Genomic DNA, 18,180 nt, shown 5'->3' on the forward strand with positions numbered 1-18,180 from the left:
CGCCGTCACCCAGCGAGGAGCCCGCCATGCCCGAAGCCGTCATCGTCAGCGCCGCCCGTTCGCCGATCGGCCGGGCGTTCAAGGGCTCCCTCAAGGACGTCCGCCCGGACGACCTGACCGCCCACATCATCCAGGCCGCGCTCGCCAAGGTCCCGCAGCTGGACCCGCGCGAGATCGACGACCTGATGCTCGGCTGCGGCCTGCCCGGCGGCGAGCAGGGCCACAACCTGGCCCGCATCGTGGCCGTCCAGATGGGCATGGACTACCTGCCCGGCGCCACCATCACCCGCTACTGCTCCTCCTCGCTGCAGACGACGCGGATGGCGCTGCACGCGATCAAGGCCGGCGAGGGCGACGTCTTCGTCTCGGCCGGCGTGGAGACCGTCTCGCGCAGCGTCAAGGGCACCTCGGACGGCCTTCCGGGCACCCAGAACCCGCTCTTCGACGAGGCCGTCGCCCGCACCGCCAAGCGCGCCGAGGAGGGCGGCGGCGAGTGGCACGACCCGCGCGAGGACGGCCTGCTGCCGGACGCCTACATCGCGATGGGCCAGACCGCCGAGAACCTGGCCGCGCTCAAGGGCATCACCCGCGCCGACCAGGACGAGTTCGGCGTCCGCTCGCAGAACCTCGCCGAGGCCGCCATCAAGGCCGGCTTCTGGGAGCGCGAGATCACCCCGGTGACGCTCCCGGACGGCACCGTGGTGAGCACGGACGACGGCCCGCGCGCCGGCGTCACCCTGGAGGGCGTCTCCGGCCTGAAGCCGGTGTTCCGCCCGGACGGCACCGTGACGGCCGGTAACTGCTGCCCGCTGAACGACGGCGCGGCCGCGCTGGTCATCATGTCCGACACCAAGGCCCGCGAGCTGGGCATCACCCCGCTCGCCCGGGTGGTCTCCACCGGTGTCAGCGCGCTCTCCCCCGAGATCATGGGCTACGGCCCGGTCGAGGCCTCCAAGCAGGCGCTCAAGCGGGCCGGCCTGACCATCGGCGACATCGACCTGGTCGAGATCAACGAGGCCTTCGCCGCCCAGGTGATCCCCTCCTACCGCGACCTCGGCATCGACCTGGACCGGCTGAACGTCAACGGCGGCGCCATCGCGGTCGGCCACCCCTTCGGCATGACCGGCGCCCGGATCACCACCACCCTGATCAACTCCCTGCAGTGGCACGACAAGCAGTTCGGTCTGGAGACCATGTGCGTCGGCGGCGGCCAGGGCATGGCGATGGTCATCGAGCGCCTCAGCTGACCCTCCCGCGCCCCTCCGAAGGGTCTGGACCACCCATTTGGAGTGACGCACGGTAATTGAGGGCCGGATCACACCGCGAGGTCGATCCGGCCCTCTTTCCGTTCGTTTTCGGCTCGGAAATCGACACTGCGGAGCGGATCAACTGCACTGCGTAGAACGGGACTACCTAACAATTCGGGGACAAGAGCGAAAGTCCCGGACAAATTAGACATTCGCCACTGCGGTAACACCCCCGGATGCGGCAGTGTGGAGACGTAACCCCGTTCCGCTCCTCGCTAGGAGTACGTTCCGTGAGCGCCGTCTACACCGTCCTGCTGCTGATCCTGATCGCCGTGTCGACCGCCGTGCTGCTCCGCCTCCGGGGAATCTCCCGCCGGCTGGACGCGCAGGCCGCGGCCCCGGCCGTGCCCGCCCCGGTGGACGAGGCCGCGATACGCCGGGCCGTCACCGAGGCGCTGGCCGCCGACCGCGAGCGGGAGATCACCGAGGCCCGGGCCTTCTGGGCCGAGCAGGAGGCCCGCGCGGCCGAGGACGCGCCGCTCTTCGACTCCCCGTTCACCGGCGCCTTCTCCAGCACCGACGAGTGGCCGCTCTTCTTCCCCCGCCCCATCGGCCCGCAGGACGCCGCCGACAACGCCGGGACGATGGACCCGGAGTTCGGCGAGGCGCTGCGCTCCGCGCTGGAAGACCTGATCAACGACGACGGCACCGGCGTCGAGCCCGGCCCCGAGGGCGGCGCACCGCTGCGCCCCGGCCACCCGGCCGGCGAGACCGCCAAGGACGCCGCCCGGGCCCGCCGCGAGGCCGACCTGCTGGCCACCGGCCTGGAGGCCGGGCTGCTGGACACCGACCCGGCCGTCGAGGACGCCCCGGTCGCCGCGCCCGACCCGCGCCGCCACCCCTCGCACCCCGACTTCGTGCCGAGCCAGGCGCCGTCCCGCGAGTGGACCGACACCCGGCTGGCCACCCTCGCCGAGGAGGCCGTCGCCCTGGTCGACGTCCGCCCGGGCCCGCTCGGCACCCTCGACGTGTACGCCTTCGAGGACGGCACCACCCTGTGCGTCGCCCCCGGCGACCGGGAGGCCGCCTACCGGCTGATCGACGCCGTCCGCGCCGGTGAGCACGTCCGGCTGCTCGGCGGCTCGCGCTTCTCCGGCTCGTACTCGCTGACCTTCTCCACCGACGACGAGGCCGTCTACGTGCTCGCCGACCGGGTGGTCGCCAGCATCTGACGCGAGGTCACCAGCAGCACGCAACGAAGGCCGGCCGGATCACGGGCCGGCCTTCCTCATGCGCAGAGCGCCGCCGTCTCCCGCACCGCCGCCAGCGCCCCGGCCAGCACCGCCTCGTCACCCTCCGGCAGCGCGGTCAGGGCGGCCGCCAGATCGTGCCCGGCGACGGCCAGTTGGTCCCCCACCGCAAAGACCCCGGCGTCCGGGACCTCCCGCTCCGGCTCGCCCTCCGCCGCCAGCGCGAGCCCGGCCAGCCGCCGGGCCAGCGCCAACCCGGCCGCCGCCCGCGAGGCGTGCCCGGGCACCGCGCCCAGCAGCTTGCTCTGCGGCAGCGAGCGGAACCGGTCCGCCAGCGCTTCGACGGCTTCGACCAGGGGCTGTACGTCCATGAGGAAGAGCCTAGACGCCGCCGGAACGCCGCCGGGCCCCGGAGCGGCTGCTCCGGGGCCCGGCTGGGCAGTGCTACGGGATGCGCTTAGTCGTCGCCGCGCAGCGAGGCGATCAGGCGCAGCATCTCGATGTAGATCCAGACCAGCGACAGGGTGAGCCCGAAGGCCGCCCGCCAGGACTCCTCCTGCCGGGCGCCGCGGGCGATGGCCTGCTCGATCTCGGTGAAGTCCATCGCCAGGAAGAAGGCGCCGAGGCCGATGCCGACCAGGCCGATGCCGACGCCCAGCGGGCCGCCCCAGGTGTTGAGGCCGCCGCCGAACGCCCACGCGAGGCAGTTGACCAGCAGCAGGACCGAGAAGGCCAGGCCGATCGCCACACCGATCCGGGCGGCCTTCGCGCCGACCCGGAACTTGCCGCTCTTGAAGGCGAACAGCATCGCGCCGAAGACCAGCGCCGTGCCCAGCACCGCCTGGATCGCGATGCCCTTGTACAGGGTGTTGAGGAAGTGCGTGATCGCACCGAGCGCGAAGCCCTCGAACGCCGCGTAGGCCAGGATCAGCCCGGGGCTGATCTTCTCCTTGAACTGGACGACCAGGCCGATGACCATGGCGACCAGCGAGGCGCCGACCGCGAAGCCGAAGTTCTTGAACGGCAGCGTGAACCAGGACACCGCGCCGGCGGCGACCACGGTCAGCAGGCAGATGGCGGTGCGGGCGACCACGTCGTCGAGCGTCATCCGCCCGGTGGCCGCGGGGCCGGCCGACTGGCCGTTGTACATCACGTACAGCTGCTCGTCGGTCAGCGGCGGCTGACCCGGCGCCGGCTGCGCGTACTGCGTCCCCGCGTAGGGGTTCTGGCCGTACGGGGCACCGGCGTTGGCGCCGTACTGGGCCTGGCCGTTCGGGCCGAATCCCGCGTAACCGGAGTCGCGGGTGAAGGACCCCTCCCGCGAGAAGACCGGGTTGCTGCTTCTCATTGCTCATTCCCTCCGTGGCAGCACTGCGCCGCCCGCACACCAGGGTAATGGCAAGGCAAAAATTTCGGGATACGTCGCGAGGAGGATCCGGTGAACGACGCCCGGCGGGGACGCCGGCGGCGCCCCCGCCCGGCGAGCGGTGCCCGGAGCCGGACTCGAACCGGCACGGCCTCACGGCCAAGCAGTTTTAAGCTGCCCGTGTCTGCGTTCCACCATCCGGGCGTCCTGCGAACCACCCCTGAGCCTAGTCGCCCGGATCGCCCTTTCGCATGTTCCCAGCCAGGGAAGTTGTCATGTTTCCTTGCGATCTGACGAATAGTCCGCAATTCGGCCACGAAGGGCGCCGGTTCAGGCCATCGCGCCGCTCTCAGGGATGACGTCATACCGGAGGAGGAGGGACCGGTCCCCGCGTACGCCCAGCGGTGGTGGGCCCAACCGTCCGGCGGAGCGACGAAGGACCATGATCGCCCGACGGACCATGGAGGGGACGATTCCCACCGCCCCGACCCCGCCCCGTGATCCGCCCACAGCGAGGAGCCCTCCCGTGACCACGTCGACCGCAACCGCCGTCCGCACCGGCCGGGCGGCTGCCCGCGCCACCGGCCTGAACAAGGTCTACGGGGAGGGCGAGACCAGGGTCGTCGCCCTGGACGACGTCAGCGTCGCCTTCCCCGAGGGCGAGTTCACGGCCATCATGGGCCCCTCCGGCTCCGGCAAGTCCACCCTCATGCACTGCATGGCCGGCCTCGACACCGTCTCCTCCGGCTCCACCACCATCGGCGACACCGAACTCGTCGGCCTCAAGGACAAGCAGCTCACCCGCCTGCGCCGCGACCACATCGGCTTCATCTTCCAGGCCTTCAACCTGCTGCCCACCCTCACCGCCCTCGAGAACATCACCCTCCCGATGGACATCGCCGGCCGCAAGGCCGACCAGGCCTGGCTCGACCGCGTCGTCGACACCGTCGGCCTCTCCGGCCGCCTCAGCCACCGCCCCTCCCAGCTCTCCGGCGGCCAGCAGCAGCGCGTCGCCTGCGCCCGCGCCCTCGCCGGAAAGCCCGACATCATCTTCGCCGACGAACCCACCGGCAACCTCGACTCCCGCTCCGGCGCCGAGATCCTCTCCTTCCTGCGCAACTCCGTGCGCGAACTCGGCCAGACCGTCGTCATGGTCACCCACGACCCCGTCGCCGCCTCCTACGCCGACCGCGTCGTCTTCCTCGCCGACGGCCGCATCGTCGACGAACTCCTCAACCCCACCGCCGACACCGTCCTGGACCGCATGCGCCGCTTCGACGCCAAGGGCCGCACCAGCTGAGCCCGTTCGCAGCCCGCACCCGAACTACCCCAGGACACCCCATGTATCGCACCGCACTGCGCAACGTGCTGGCCCACAAGGGCCGACTGCTGATGACGGCGCTCGCCGTCATGCTCGGCACCGCCTTCGTGGCGGGCACGATGGTCTTCTCCGACACCTTCGGCAAGGCCATGCGGGACAACAACTCCAAGAGCTACTCGGACGTTTCCGTCCAGGTCGTCGACCGCTCGGCGGACTCCTCCCGGCGCCGCACCGAGGGCGGCAACGAGACCCTCGACGACGCCGCCGTCCAGAAGCTGGCCGCCCTGCCGGGCAGCGCCGGCGCCCGCGGCGTGGTCAGCGGCTTCACCGGCGTCTCGGACAAGAAGGGCGACCTGATCGGCCAGTTCTGGGCCGCCAAGGGCGCCAACTTCGCGCCCGGCCAGAACGGCGCCGACCCGCGCTACCCGATGGCCGAGGGCCGCGGCCCGCAGAACGCCAAGGAGATCGCGCTCGACCGTAAGACGGCCGACAAGGCCGGTTACAAGGTCGGCGACACCGTCCGGGTCGGCGCCACCGGCCCGGTGGTCGACGCGAAGCTCACCGGCATCTTCACCACCGACGACCCGGTGGCCAACAGCGGCGGCACGCTGACCCTGTTCGACCGCGCCACCGCCCAGCAGCTGCTGCTGCAGCCCGGGCGCTACAGCTCCGTCGTGCTCACCGCCAAGCCCGGCACCAGCCAGGACGACCTGCTCGCCCAGGTCGAGCAGAAGCTCGGCGACAACAGCCAGTTCGACATCGAGACCGGCGCCCAGCTCAAGGCCGACGAAGAGGCCATGATCACCAAGGGCACCGACAGCCTGCGCACCATGCTGCTGGTCTTCGCCGGCATCTCCCTGTTCGTCGGCATCTTCATCATCGCCAACACCTTCACCATGCTGGTCGCCCAGCGCACCAAGGAGCTGGCCCTGCTCCGCGCGATCGGCGCCAGCCGCAAGCAGGTCACCCGCTCGGTGCTGATCGAGGCGCTGGCCATCGGCACCGTCTCGGCGGCGGCCGGTCTGCTCGCCGGGATCGGGATCGGCGCCGGGCTGCAGTCCCTGATGGGCAGCCTGAACGAGAACATGCCGAGCGGCTCGCTGGTGATCAAGCCCATGACGATCGCGGTCACCGTCCTGGTCGGCGTCCTGGTGACGGTGCTGTCCGCGCTGCTGCCGGCCCGGCGCGCCGCCCGGATCGCCCCGGTGGCCGCGATGAGCAGCGGCGACCAGCCGGCCACCCAGAAGAGCCTGCTGATCCGCAACACCATCGGCTCGCTGCTGGCCGCCGGCGGCCTCGCCCTGATCGGCTACGGCGCCTCCACCGGCGACGACAGCGGCCGCATGCCGGTCGGCCTCGGCGCCTTCCTGGCCCTGATCGGCGTGTTCGTCCTGCTGCCGCTGCTCTCCCGCCCGGTGGTCGCGCTGGTCGGCCCGCTGCTGCGCCTGGTCGGCGGCACCCCGGGCCGGCTCGCCCAGCAGAACGCGGTGCGCAACCCGCGCCGCACCGCGGCCACCGCCGCCGCGCTCACCATCGGCCTGACCCTGGTCACCGGCCTCACCGTGATCGGCTCCTCGATCTCCGGGGCGCTCGACCGGACCCTCACCAGCAGCGTGAAGGCCGACTACCTGGTCTCGACCGCCAACGGGATGAGCCTGTCCCCGCAGATCCCGGCCCAGATCGCCAAGGCCCCCGGGGTGGCGGCCTCCTCCCCGATGAGCAGCGCCTACTGGGCGCTCAACGGCTCCTCCCAGGAGGTCACCGGCCTCGACCCGGCGGTGTTCGACCAGCTCCTCAAGGTCAAGCTGACCAGCGGCTCGACCGCCTCGCTCGCCCAGGGCCAGGTGCTGGTCGACGCCGACGTCGCCAAGAAGGCGGGCGTCACCGCCGGCGGCACCGTCACCCTGTCCTACCCCGACCGCACCAGCAGCACGTACACCGTGGGCGGGGTGTACGAGAAGGGCGGCGTGGTCGGCTCGGTCGTCCTGGCCAACAGCGAGATCGCGAAGCACGAGCCGCACCCGCGCACCCCCGACGTCCTGGTGAAGGGCGCGAACGGCGCCACCGACGCCCTCAAGCAGTCGCTCAAGGACGCCACCGGCTCCAACCCGGTGATCAAGGTCAAGTCCATGCAGGAGGTCCGCGACGACTTCAGCCAGACCATCACCTTCGCGCTGAACATGATGTACGGCCTGCTGGCGATGTCGGTGCTGGTCGCGATCCTGGGCGTGATCAACACGCTGGCGATGTCGGTCTTCGAGCGCAAGCGCGAGATCGGGATGCTGCGGGCGATCGGCCTGGACCGCCGGGGCATCAAGCGGATGGTCCGTCTGGAGTCCGTGGTGATCTCGCTGTTCGGCGCCGGCATCGGCCTGCTGCTCGGCTGCTTCATCGCCTGGGCGATCAACGGCACCCTGGAGTCCAGCCTGGCCGGCCTGACCACGGTCCTGCCGTACGGCCAGCTGGCGCTGTTCCTGGTGCTGGCCGGGCTGGTCGGCCTGGTGGCCGCCATCTGGCCGGCCCGCCGGGCGTCCAAGCTGGACATCCTGGAGAGCATCAAGACCGACTGACGGCCCCGCGCCCGACGCCGCCGGCCCCGAGCTCCCGCTCGGGGCCGGCGGCGCTTCCTGGCCCCGCGGGCGACCCCGCTCCGAGCCCCCTCCCCGGGCGAGCGGGTGACCCCGCCCCGAGCCCCCTTCCTCGGCGAGCGGGCGACAAGCACAGCAGAGCCCCTGCCGGAGGGTCACGGCAGGGGCTCTGTACTGCTGTACTCCGCCCGGTCGCACGGCCGGCTGAGCACCACGGAGGTCGTGGTCCGGCGACACTGCCGGGCGGAGGGCCTCCGACTCATACCCCGGCGCTCCCACACCGGGGTCTCAGTCGCTTACTTGCCGGCGAGTTCCTTCTCGGCGGCCGGCTTGGCAGCGGTCTCGGCGGGCTTGGTGGGCGGCGTGACCTCCTGGATCGGCAGCTGCGGCTGCTCCATCTGGGAGAGGCCGACCATCTCGCGCTTCAGGAAGACCGCGAGCGTCCAGTCCATGAAGACGCGGACCTTGCGGTTGAAGGTCGGAACCATCGCGCCGTGGTACAGGCGGTGGAACCACCAGGCGAGGCGGCCCTTGAGCTTGACCTTGCCGAAGAGGATCGCGACGCCCTTGTGCAGGCCGAGGCCGGCCACCGCACCGAGGTTCTTGTGCTTGTACTCCTTCTGCGGGAAGCCCCGCATGCCGGAGATCACGTTGTCGCCGAGGACGACGGCCTGGCGGCAGGCGTGCTGGGCGTTCGGCGGGCACCAGGCGCCCTCGCCGACGGCGAGGTCCGGCACCTGGGCGTTGTCGCCGGCCGACCAGACGTAGTCGAAGCCCTGGACCTGCAGGGTCGGGGCGGTGTCCACGTGGCCGCGCGGGCCCAGCGGCAGGCCGAAGTTGGCGAGGATGGGGTTCGGCTTCACGCCGGCCGTCCACACGATGGTGGAGGCGTCCATCTCCATGCCGTTCTTCAGCACGACGTGGCCGTCGATGCAGGAGTCCATCGAGGTCTCGATGTAGACCTCGATCTTCCGCTCCTCCAGCTTCTCCTTGGTCCACAGGCCCAGCTCCGGGCCGACCTCGGGGAGGATGCGGTTGGCCGCCTCGACCATGACGAAGCGCATGTCGTCACGGCTGACGGTCTTGTACAGCTTCGACGCGTCGCGCGCCATGTCTTCGATCTCGGCCAGCGTCTCGACGCCGGCGAAGCCGCCGCCGATGCAGACGAAGGTCAGCGCCTTGCGGCGGATCTCCTCGTCCGTGGTGGACTCGGCCTTGTCGAGCTGCGCCATGACGTGGTTGCGGAGGCCGATGGCCTCCTCGACCGTCTTCATGCCGATGCCGTTCTCCGCCAGACCCGGGATCGGGAAGGTGCGGGAGACCGAGCCGGTCGCGACGACCAGGTACTCGAACGGCAGCTCGTAGCTGTCGCCGGCCGCGGGCTGGATGGTGGCGACCTTGCGGGCGTGGTCGATGCCGGTGACGGACCCGGTCAGCACCTCCGCCTTCTTGAGGACGCCGCGCAGCGGGGCGACGAGGTTGCGAGGCGCGACGCTGCCGCCGGCCGCCTCGGGAAGGAAGGGCAGGTACGTCATGTACGACCGCGGGTCCACGACCGTGACGGTCGCTTCGCCGTAGCGCATCTTCTTGAGGATGCGCATCGCGGCATACAGGCCGACGTAACCACCGCCGACAATGAGGATGCGAGGACGCTCCGTGGTGCTCATATCGGAAAGTATCCAGCACCGTCCGGAGCAGCCTTCGTGAGCCCGGTCACAAGTTGCTGGACACCCCGTGCTACACTGCGCGGCCACAAAACCGGCCCCGAGGTCCGCGCTCACCACCCCGCGCGGGGGTGTGTGAACACGCGCCGGAGCACCACCCTGCTGAGCAGCAACGATCCGTACGACACCCGGGTTCCCGCTCGCGATTTCGATTTTCAAACCTCAGGCGAGCGCCAGCCTGCGATCCCACGGCCCCCTCCGCCGGGGAACCTTCGGTCCCACATTTCGGACGTAGCGGGCGAGCGGGTGCGACGAATGACTGGATCGCCATGTGAAGAAATTCACGAACCTTTCCGCCACGCGCCCGGGCGCGCCCCGGCCCCGGCCCCCCGAAGGGGCGCCGGGGCCGGTTCGGTAAGCCGTGCAGGGGGTCAGGAGGCCATACTCCAGGCGACCCCGTCGAGGATGTCGTGCTCGCTGACGACCACCTCGGCGGCGCCCGTCCGGTCCATGATCTCGAGCAGTTCCAGGGCCCCGGCGGCGATCACGTCCACCCGGCCCGGGTGCATCGACGGGATGGCCGCGCGCTGGGCGTGGGTGGCGGCCAGCAGCTCGGCGGCGATCTCGGCGACCCGCTCCCGGCTGATCCGGGAGTGGTGGATCCGCGCCGAGTCGTACTCGGGCAGGTCCTGGGCGATCGCGGACACCGTGGTGACCGTCCCGGCCAGGCCCACCAGGGTGGCCGCCCCCTTCAGCGGGACGACCTCCTCGGCCTTGTCCAGCTCGGCCCGCACGTGCGCCCGGGCCTCGGCGACCTGCGCCTCGGAGGGCAGCTCGGCGCCGCCGAAGTGCCGCTCGGTGAGCCGCACGCAGCCGATGTCCACCGACCGCGCCGCCTGCACGTCGTCCCCGCCGAGCACGAACTCGGTCGAGCCGCCGCCGAGGTCGAACACCAGGTAGGGCGCCGGGAACTGACCGGCCGACAGCTCCTTGGTGGCACCCGTGAACGACAGGTGCGCCTCCTCCTCGCCGCTCACCACCTCGGGCTCGACGCCCAGGATGTCGCGCACGCCGGTGACGTACTCGTCGCTGTTCTCGGCGTCCCGCGAGGCGCTGGTGGCGACGAAGCGGGTGCGCTCCGGGCCGACGCCGAAGCCGGCGATGACGTCCCGGTACTCACGGCAGGCCGCGAAGGTGCGGGCGAGCGCGTCCGGGTGCAGCCGGCCGGTCCGGTCGACGTCCTGGCCCAGCCGGTTGATGATCATCCGGCGGTCGAGGTCGGTGATCTCCCCGGTCTCCGGGTCGAGGTCGGCGACCAGCAGGCGGATCGAGTTGGTGCCGCAGTCGATCGCGGCCACGCGGGTCATGGTCACTCGGACTCCTGCTCCGGGCCGGTTTCCGGCACTCCGGCCTCGGTCTCGGACTCGGCGGCGAGCTTCTTGGCGGCCCGCTCGGCGGTCTTCTGCTGCTTGGCCGCGATGACGGCCTCGTGGTCCTGCTCCTTGGCGCGGTTGCGGGCGACCCGCTCACCGGCCGCCTCGACCTCGGCAGGGGAGACGCAGGGGCCCTTGGCCCACCAGTCCTCCAGCATGCCGATCGCCTCGTCGCCGAGCGGGTTGACGCCCTCTCCGGCGGCCAGCGAGTGGCCGACCAGCACGTGCAGGCACTTCACCCGGTCCGGCATGCCGCCGGCGCTCGGGAAGCCCTCCAGCACCTCGATGGCGTCGCGCCGGGCGATGTAGTCCTCGTGCGCCTTCTGGTACGCGGCGGCCAGCTCCGGGTCCTCGGCGAGCCGGGCGGTCTGCTCCTTCATCACGCCCTCGGCCTCCAGGGTGCCGATCAGCGAGGCGGCCTTGGGGCAGGTCAGGTAGTAGAGCGTGGGGAACGGCGTGCCGTCCGGGAGCCGCGGGGCGGTCTCCACGACGTCCGGGTTGCCGCAGGGGCAGCGGTGCGCCACACCGCGCAGGCCGCGCGGCACCCGGCCGAGCTGGGCGGCGATGGCCGCGACGTCGGCGTCGGAGACGGCGGGGTGGTTCTCAGTGGTCATGGGGGGAGGTGTCTCCAGCGGGTGGCGATGGGGTCGGACGGGGGTTGGCGGGGGCGGCCGCGGCGGTGTCGGCCGCGTCCACCGAGTCCCAGATGCCGGCGTACCAGGGCTTGGCGGCCTTCACCGGGCCGGCCGCCGTGCCTCCGGGGGAGGCGGGGTCGCTCGCGGAGGGCTTGGCGGCGGACTGCTGCCCGGCCGGGTCCACCGCGATGTACGGGGTCTCCCCCGGCACCGCGTAGTGCAGCCGGGCGCGGGCCTGCGCCTTGACGTACTCCGGGTCCTGCCAGCGGGCCTTGTCCCGGCGCAGCTGCTCGACCTGCTGGCGCGCGTGGTCGGCCTTCGCCCGCTGGGCGGAGATCTCGGCGCGCTGCGAGATGAACTGCCGCGTCGGGTAGGCGAGGATCGCCACCAGGGAGCAGAGCACCAGCACGAGGACGGTCGCCCGGCTCGTGAACCGAGGTCGGGCCGCCAAGCCCGGAATCCTCCAGCCTGCCATCTCCGGTGTCCCCCTCCTGGTCGCGACGGTGCCCCGCCGTCCACCCTACGGGGTGAACGGCGGGGCACCGGTCAGGCGTGCGCTGGCGCGGGCGCTCAGCCCTCGTACGTGCTGTGCCTACTGGTCCGCGGAGCGCCGTGCTTACTGGTCCGCGGAGCGCTGTGCCTACTGGTCCACAGAGCGGAACCGCGGGAACGCGCTGCGGCCCGCGTACTCGGCGGCGTCGTCGAGGATCTCCTCGATGCGCAGCAGCTGGTTGTACTTGGCGACGCGCTCGGAGCGGGCCGGGGCGCCGGTCTTGATCTGGCCGCAGTTGGTGGCGACGGCGAGGTCGGCGATGGTGACGTCCTCGGTCTCGCCGGAGCGGTGCGACATCATGCAGCGGTAGCCGTTGCGCTGGGCCAGCTCGACGGCGTCCAGGGTCTCGGTGAGCGAGCCGATCTGGTTCACCTTCACCAGCAGGGCGTTGGCCGTGCCGGTCTCGATGCCGCGGGCCAGGCGGGCCGGGTTGGTGACGAACAGGTCGTCGCCGACCAGCTGGACCTTGTCGCCCAGCTTGACGGTCATGGCCTTCCAGCCGTCCCAGTCCGACTCGTCCAGCGGGTCCTCGATGGAGACCAGCGGGTAGGCGTCGACCAGCTCGGCGTAGTACTCGATGAGCTCGGCGGCGGAGAGGGCCTTGCCCTCGAACTGGTAGGCGCCGTCCTCGTAGAACTCGGAGGAGGCGACGTCCAGGGCCAGCGCGACATCGCGGCCGGGCACGTAGCCGGCCTTCTCGATGGCCTCGACGATGAGGTCCAGGGCCTCGCGGTTGCTGTCCAGGTTCGGCGCGAAGCCGCCCTCGTCGCCGAGGCCGGTGGACAGGCCGCGCTCCTTCAGCACGCCCTTGAGGGTGTGGTAGACCTCGACGCCCCAGCGGACGGCCTCGGAGAAGGACTCCGCGCCGATCGGGGCGATCATGAACTCCTGGATGTCCACGTTGGAGTCCGCGTGCGAACCGCCGTTGAGGATGTTCATCATCGGGACGGGCAGGACGTGCGCGTTGGGGCCGCCCAGGTAGCGGAACAGCGGCAGGTCGCTGGCCTCGGAGGCGGCGTGCGCGACGGCCAGCGAGACGCCCAGGATGGCGTTGGCGCCGAGCGAGGACTTGTCGGGGGTGGCGTCCAGGTCGAGCATGGCCTGGTCGATCAGGCGCTGCTCGGTGGCGTCGTAGCCGACCAGCTCCGGGCCGATCTGCTCGATGACGGCCAGGACGGCCTTCTCGACGCCCTTGCCGAAGTAGCGGTTCTTGTCACCGTCGCGCAGCTCCAGCGCCTCGAAGGCACCGGTGGAGGCACCCGAGGGGACGGCGGCACGGCCGGTGCTGCCGTCGTCGAGGCCGACCTCGACCTCGACCGTGGGGTTGCCGCGCGAGTCGAGGATCTCACGGGCTACGACGACATCGATGGACGGCACGAGGCATCTCCTTGCGGAAGCAGGGTCCGGCTGACGGGGTGGTGACAGTCGGCGGGACGATTGCGGAGTCGTTACGACCAGAGCCTAACCGCCCGGGCTCGCGGGGCCACGTCCGCCTCGGCACCGTCTCAGCGTGTGGCCCCCTACCCACCGGTAGTTCACCTCGTCGACCCGGTACGTCCCCCCGGACCGGGGCGATCGCGGACGAAGGGGGCCGGTGCGGACGACCCCCTCCCCGGCGCGCCCGGTCAGCCGAGGTGCAGCACCTGGCCGGGCATGATCAGGTTCGGGTCGCCGCCGACCGTCGCCTGGTTGTGCTGGTACAGCGCCTGCCAGCCGCCGGAGACGCCCTGGGCGGCGGCGATGTTCGACAGCGTGTCGCCGGCGCGGACGGTGTAGTCGTGGCCGGTCGACGCGGAGGGGGCGGCCGGGGCCTGGTCGGCGCGCGGGGCGGCGTGCTTGGGGACGTACTGCTGGGCGGACGGGTCGACCGGCTTCTCGGCCCGGCTCGGCGCGGCGTGCTTCGGCGCGGACGGCTGGGCCGGCTTCGCGGCGGGCTTGGCGGCCTTCGGGGCCTGCGCCTTCGGGGCCTGCGCCTTCGGGGCCGACTGGGCCTTGGTGTCCGAGGGGTCGTCGACGGACGCAGCGGCGCCGCCCTTGCTCAGCCCGGCCTTCTGCGAGCAGACCGGCCAGGCGCCCGGCCCCTGCGAGGCCAGCACCTTCTCGGCGACGGTGATCTGCTGCGCCCGGCTGGCCTGGTTGGCCTGCGGCGCGTACGCGGTGCCGCCGTACGCCTTCCAGGTGCTGGAGGTGAACTGCAGACCGCCGTAGAAGCCGTTGCCGGTGTTGATGCTCCAGTCGCCGCCGCTCTCGCACTGGGCGACGGCGTCCCAGCTGGAGGCCGGGGCGGCGACGGCGCCGCCGGCGGTGAGCAGCGGCAGGGCGAGTCCGACGCCGGCCACGCCGGCGACGGCGATGACCTTCTCGGCCTGGGTGCGGCGGCGGTGACGGCCAGATCCAACGAGCAGCATGAAGAGTCCCTCTCCGCACGCCTGCGAGGTGAGCTGTCGGGTTCGGACCGGGAGGTGGCCCGGCCGCCGTGCGCGGAGACGATCCCGCTCGGGCGGCTTCACCCCAAGCCGTGGAGGAAACGGCAACGAACCTGGTTCCCCCGCCCCTGCCCAGGGTCTGGTCGGTTTCCCGTGGCGCGGCGGACAGGATTCGGCGTTCCGCGCACGAGGTCCGCAGCTGCGAACTCCAGGGAGAGTAGACAGATCATCATGTGGATCACAAGCTCATATCACCGACATCACACCGAAATCACGGCACGTGATCAATCGCCTACCAACGGCACCGGTTTGTCCGGATTGATAGGTGTTCATACCGGCGCCAACGGCGCGTCGGCGACGGCGCGTCAGCGTGGCGCGGTCTCAAAAAGGCGCATGCGGTGACCGGATCTCAGGGGTGAACTCGACCGGAAGTTCACGCAGCCCCCGCATGATCAGGCCACCCCGCCAGCGCAGTTCCTCCGGCTTTTCGGCCAACCGCAGATCGGGCAGCCGGGACAGCAGCGTGGCCAGCGCGGCCCGCCCCTCCAACCGGGCCAGCGGGGCGCCGATGCAGTAGTGGATGCCGTGCCCGAACCCCAGGTGCGGATTGTCCGCCCGGGCCAGGTCCAGGGTGTTCTCGTCGGCGAACCGGGCCGGATCGCGGTCCGCCGCCGCCAGCACCACCAGCACCGGATCGCCCACCGGGATGTCCACCCCGCCGATCGACAGCGGCTTCGTCGCGAACCGCCACGTCGCCAGCTCCACCGGCCCGTCGTAGCGCAGGAGTTCCTCGATCCCGGTCTCCAACAGCCCGCTCTCGCCGCGGGCCACCGACTCCTGCAGCAGCCGGCGCTGCTCCGGGTTGCGCAGCAGCGCGTACGTGCCGTTGCCGATCAGGTTGACGGTCGTCTCGAAACCGGCGAACAGGAGGATGAACGCCATCGCGGCGGCCTCGTTCTCGGTCAGGTGCTCACCGTGGTCGCTCGCCCGGATCAGGCCCGAGATCAGGTCGTCCCCGAGGTCCGCCCGCTTGCGGTGGATCAGCTCCAGCAGGTACGCGCGGATCTGCTTCACCGCCCGCCCCACGCCGCCGCGTTGGCCGCCGCCCTGGCCCGGCTTCGTGTGTCGCAGCATCATGCCGGCCCAGTCCCGGAAGTCGTCCTGGTCCTCGGCCGGCACGCCCAGCAGGTCGCAGATCGCATAGATGGGGAGCGGGAAGGCGAACTCGTGGATCAGGTCCGCCGAGCCGCGCTGCGCGAAGCCGTCGATCAGCCGGTCGGTGAGCTGCTGCACCCTCGGCTCGAACTCGGCCACCCGGCGCGGGGTGAACGCCTTCGACACCAGGCGGCGCAGCCGGGTGTGGTCCGGCGGGTCGATGTTCAGCAGGTGCGTCATCAGGTCCGCCTGCCGCTCCCCCGGGATGCCCACCCGGCCGGTGCGGTGCGCCTGCTCGCTGTGGTGCGCCGGATTCTTCGACAGCCGGCCGTCCGCCAGCGCCTGCCGGGCGTCCGCGTACCGCGTCACCAGCCAGGCCTCCACCCCGCTGGGCAGCGTGGTGCGGTGCACCGGGGCGTGCTCGCGCAGCCAGGCGTAGGCCGGGTACGGATCGGCGGCGAACTCCCAGGTGAAGAGCTGCGGGGCGGGGGCGTCGGGCTGAGCAGGCATGGGTCGACGGTATCCGGTGAGCGGGGCGCGGACGGCGCGCGAACGGCGCGCGGACCGTCCGCGAGCCGTGTGCGGAGCGCGTGCGGGGCACGCCTCGACACCCGGTGCCGGGCCGTGCCCGCTTCTTGGACAGCTCTTGGAGTTACGGCGGGCGTGAGTCTGGTCACCTGCGGGGTAATTCCTGTTGCGGAGGGTCAGGACGTGCCTACGATCCTCCGCAGTACGCGTGGGCGCCGGTGCGGTGTCGCCCACAGGGAGGAGCAGACCATGCGGGTCGCCGGGGCAGTCGTCGTCATCGCGGTACTCGACGGCGGGTCGGGGTCCGACCTCGCCCGCCGGCTCACCGCGGCCGGCGCCGCCGGGATGCTGATCGCCGACCAGCACGTCGGCGTCGCCGAGGACCTCGCCGCCGAGCTCGACCGCACGGGCTGCCCCGTCGTCGGCGTCAGCGGAGACGTCCGCCGGCCCAGCGACGTCGCCGCCATCGTCGACACCGCCGAGAAGCACCTCGGCCCGATCGACCTGTTCTGCGTCGCCGGCCCGGACGGCGAGCGGATCGTCTCCCTCGCCGACCTGCCCGCCCACCTCGACCTGGAGCGGCTGGCCGAGCTCCTCGCCCTCGTCGGCGACGCCATCGCCGAGGTCGTCCCGCCGCAGCGGCGCCCCGCCGGGCGCACCGCCACGGCGGCCTGACTCCCGCTCGCTACTCCGCCGGCTCCAGGCCCTCGGCCGCGCGCACCGCGTCCCGGTAGCCGCGCGCCGCCGAGCGCAGCGCCGCGTCCACGTCCACCCCGGCGTCGTGCGCCCGCTGCGCCACCGCGAGCAGCAGCCGGCCCGCCGACTCCGCGGTCAGCTCCGCCTCCGCCGGCAGCTCGTACGGCTCGTCCGGCACGCCCGTGAAGCCCGCCCGCCGCACCCGGGACACCAGCTTCGCCGCGTACGCCAGCGCCGGCAGCCCGGCCGGCACGCCGTCCAGGACGGACTCGCGGTCCGCCTTCTCGGCCGCCTTCAGCTGCTCCCAGTTCGCCTCCACCTCGGCGGCGCCGTCCGCCTCGACGTCCCCGAACACGTGCGGGTGCCGGTAGACCAGCTTGTCCACGATGTCCCCGGCCACGTCGTCGACCGAGAACGGCTCCTCCGGGTGCTCCTCGGCGATCCGGGAGTGGAAGAACACCTGCAGCAGGACGTCGCCCAGCTCCTCGCGCAGCGTCTCGCGGTCCCCCGCCTCGATCGCCTCGACCAGCTCGTACGCCTCCTCCACCAGGTACTTCACCAGGCTCTCGTGCGTCTGCTCGGCGTCCCACGGGCAGCCGCCGGGCGACCGCAGCCGGTCCATCACCGTCACCAGGTCCAGCAGCCGCGAGCCCGGCAGGTCGTACGAACCCGGCAGCACCTCGATCTCCGGCACCTCCCCGGCGTGCTCCACCGCGAGCCGCGCCAGGGCGTCCGTCAGCCCCGGATCGCCGTCCACGCCGCCCAGCCACACCGTGGGCCCGCCCGCGGCCGGCTGCCCGGTCAGCAACCGGGCCAACGACGGTGCCGACTCCGCCGCCACGACCTCCACCTCGACCCCGGCCTGCCGCACCGCCGCAACCTGCGGATGCCCGGCGTCCCCCACCAGCACCCGCCCGGCCGACCGCAACGCCTCCCACGCCGGCCACGACAACAGGCCAGGAGCCACCCGGTGGGTGGTGGTCAGCAGAATCAACTTCGCGCCCGGAACATTCGTCGTCACCCCTCGAACCTACCCGCCCCCAGCGGAAGTCGGCCCGGCCGACTTCCTGTTCCCCGGGCCCGCCGCATCCGGGCGCTGCCCGGCACCGGCTTCACAGGACGTCGGGCCCACCGACCTCCCACTCCCGGGCTCGCCACTCCCCGGCACACGCCCAACGCACCCAAGCCCGGGCCACGACCGGCAGGGCCCGCTCGGCACAGGAAGTCGAACCGGCCGACCTCTCGCGCACGATCCGAACGGGGCCGGGCCGGGCCCGACCGGGCTGGCGCAGGAAGTCGGCCCGGCCGACTTCCTACT

At 72.1% G+C, this 18,180-nt stretch carries 14 protein-coding genes, 1 tRNA gene, 1 pseudogene and 1 riboswitch; of the genes and pseudogenes, 5 read left to right on the forward strand and 11 right to left on the reverse strand.

The genetic code is table 11. From position 1 onward, the window contains the following. Nucleotides 1-26 precede the first annotated feature (26 nt). Nucleotides 27-1,247 carry an acetyl-CoA C-acetyltransferase gene (locus tag AB2U05_RS12925; RefSeq protein WP_045710627.1) on the forward strand — a complete coding sequence of 407 codons (1,221 nt, stop codon included), beginning with the start codon at nt 27-29 and terminating at the stop codon, nt 1,245-1,247. Between the two features lie 290 nt (nt 1,248-1,537). Continuing rightward, nucleotides 1,538-2,479, forward strand: a complete 942-nt coding sequence (locus tag AB2U05_RS12930) for a hypothetical protein (protein ID WP_052706666.1) — start codon at nt 1,538-1,540, stop codon at nt 2,477-2,479. A gap of 56 nt (nt 2,480-2,535) precedes the next feature. Here the strand turns inward: AB2U05_RS12930 and AB2U05_RS12935 are convergent, their stop codons facing one another. The 3 genes from AB2U05_RS12935 to AB2U05_RS12945 form a co-directional block, all read right to left on the reverse strand. Next, on the reverse strand, nt 2,536-2,868 hold the full coding sequence (locus tag AB2U05_RS12935; protein ID WP_045703083.1) for a hypothetical protein: 333 nt from the start codon (nt 2,866-2,868) through the stop codon (nt 2,536-2,538). Between the two features lie 86 nt (nt 2,869-2,954). Next, on the reverse strand, nt 2,955-3,845 hold the full coding sequence (locus AB2U05_RS12940; RefSeq protein ID WP_045703085.1) for a Bax inhibitor-1/YccA family protein: 891 nt from the start codon (nt 3,843-3,845) through the stop codon (nt 2,955-2,957). A gap of 140 nt (nt 3,846-3,985) precedes the next feature. Next, a tRNA-Leu gene (locus AB2U05_RS12945) sits at nt 3,986-4,067 on the reverse strand. A 256-nt stretch (nt 4,068-4,323) separates the two neighbouring features. On the opposite strand from AB2U05_RS12945, the gene AB2U05_RS12950 reads away from it, so the two are divergent. Then, nucleotides 4,324-5,163, forward strand: coding sequence for an ABC transporter ATP-binding protein (locus AB2U05_RS12950; protein WP_369185944.1), 840 nt, complete (start codon nt 4,324-4,326; stop codon nt 5,161-5,163). Nucleotides 5,164-5,204: 41 nt separating this feature from the next. Then, on the forward strand, nt 5,205-7,754 hold the full coding sequence (locus tag AB2U05_RS12955; protein ID WP_369183260.1) for an ABC transporter permease: 2,550 nt from the start codon (nt 5,205-5,207) through the stop codon (nt 7,752-7,754). 314 nt (nt 7,755-8,068) lie between these two features. Here AB2U05_RS12955 and AB2U05_RS12960 read toward each other — a convergent pair whose 3' ends face one another. The 7 genes and pseudogenes from AB2U05_RS12960 to AB2U05_RS12990 form a co-directional block, all read right to left on the reverse strand. After that, nucleotides 8,069-9,439, reverse strand: a complete 1,371-nt coding sequence (locus tag AB2U05_RS12960) for an NAD(P)/FAD-dependent oxidoreductase (RefSeq protein WP_045703567.1) — start codon at nt 9,437-9,439, stop codon at nt 8,069-8,071. Nucleotides 9,440-9,867: 428 nt separating this feature from the next. After that, nucleotides 9,868-10,803 (reverse strand): Ppx/GppA phosphatase family protein, encoded by a 936-nt coding sequence (locus AB2U05_RS12965; RefSeq protein WP_045711734.1) that lies wholly within the window; start codon nt 10,801-10,803, stop codon nt 9,868-9,870. Nucleotides 10,804-10,985: 182 nt separating this feature from the next. Continuing rightward, a pseudogene (locus AB2U05_RS12970) lies at nt 10,986-11,501 on the reverse strand (DUF501 domain-containing protein); the annotation flags it as partial. Further along, the gene (locus AB2U05_RS12975) at nt 11,473-11,955 is read right to left on the reverse strand and encodes a septum formation initiator family protein (RefSeq protein WP_052706914.1); all 483 of its coding nucleotides are present in this window, start codon (nt 11,953-11,955) and stop codon (nt 11,473-11,475) included. The pseudogene AB2U05_RS12970 and the gene AB2U05_RS12975, both read right to left, overlap by 29 nt. A gap of 189 nt (nt 11,956-12,144) precedes the next feature. After that, nucleotides 12,145-13,434 (reverse strand): phosphopyruvate hydratase, encoded by a 1,290-nt coding sequence (gene eno, locus AB2U05_RS12980; protein ID WP_369183261.1) that lies wholly within the window; start codon nt 13,432-13,434, stop codon nt 12,145-12,147. A 248-nt stretch (nt 13,435-13,682) separates the two neighbouring features. Next, the gene (locus AB2U05_RS12985; protein WP_369183262.1) at nt 13,683-14,465 is read right to left on the reverse strand and encodes a transglycosylase family protein; all 783 of its coding nucleotides are present in this window, start codon (nt 14,463-14,465) and stop codon (nt 13,683-13,685) included. 4 nt (nt 14,466-14,469) lie between these two features. Beyond that, a riboswitch (cyclic di-AMP (ydaO/yuaA leader) is annotated at nt 14,470-14,638 on the reverse strand. Between the two features lie 226 nt (nt 14,639-14,864). Then, nucleotides 14,865-16,148 carry a cytochrome P450 gene (locus tag AB2U05_RS12990; protein WP_369183263.1) on the reverse strand — a complete coding sequence of 428 codons (1,284 nt, stop codon included), beginning with the start codon at nt 16,146-16,148 and terminating at the stop codon, nt 14,865-14,867. Nucleotides 16,149-16,415: 267 nt separating this feature from the next. Here AB2U05_RS12990 and AB2U05_RS12995 point away from each other — a divergent pair, with 267 nt between their 5' ends. After that, entirely contained in the window at nt 16,416-16,841 is a 426-nt protein-coding gene (locus tag AB2U05_RS12995) for an SDR family NAD(P)-dependent oxidoreductase (RefSeq protein WP_052706803.1), read from the forward strand. A gap of 10 nt (nt 16,842-16,851) precedes the next feature. On the opposite strand, the gene AB2U05_RS13000 is transcribed toward AB2U05_RS12995, so the two are convergent. Then, nucleotides 16,852-17,883 carry a MazG family protein gene (locus AB2U05_RS13000; RefSeq protein WP_045703581.1) on the reverse strand — a complete coding sequence of 344 codons (1,032 nt, stop codon included), beginning with the start codon at nt 17,881-17,883 and terminating at the stop codon, nt 16,852-16,854. Between the last annotated feature and the right edge of the window lie 297 nt (nt 17,884-18,180).

This window comes from Streptomyces sp. Y1 (assembly GCF_041053115.1).
Taxonomy (GTDB): Bacteria; Actinomycetota; Actinomycetes; order Streptomycetales; family Streptomycetaceae; genus Kitasatospora; species Kitasatospora rubellomurina.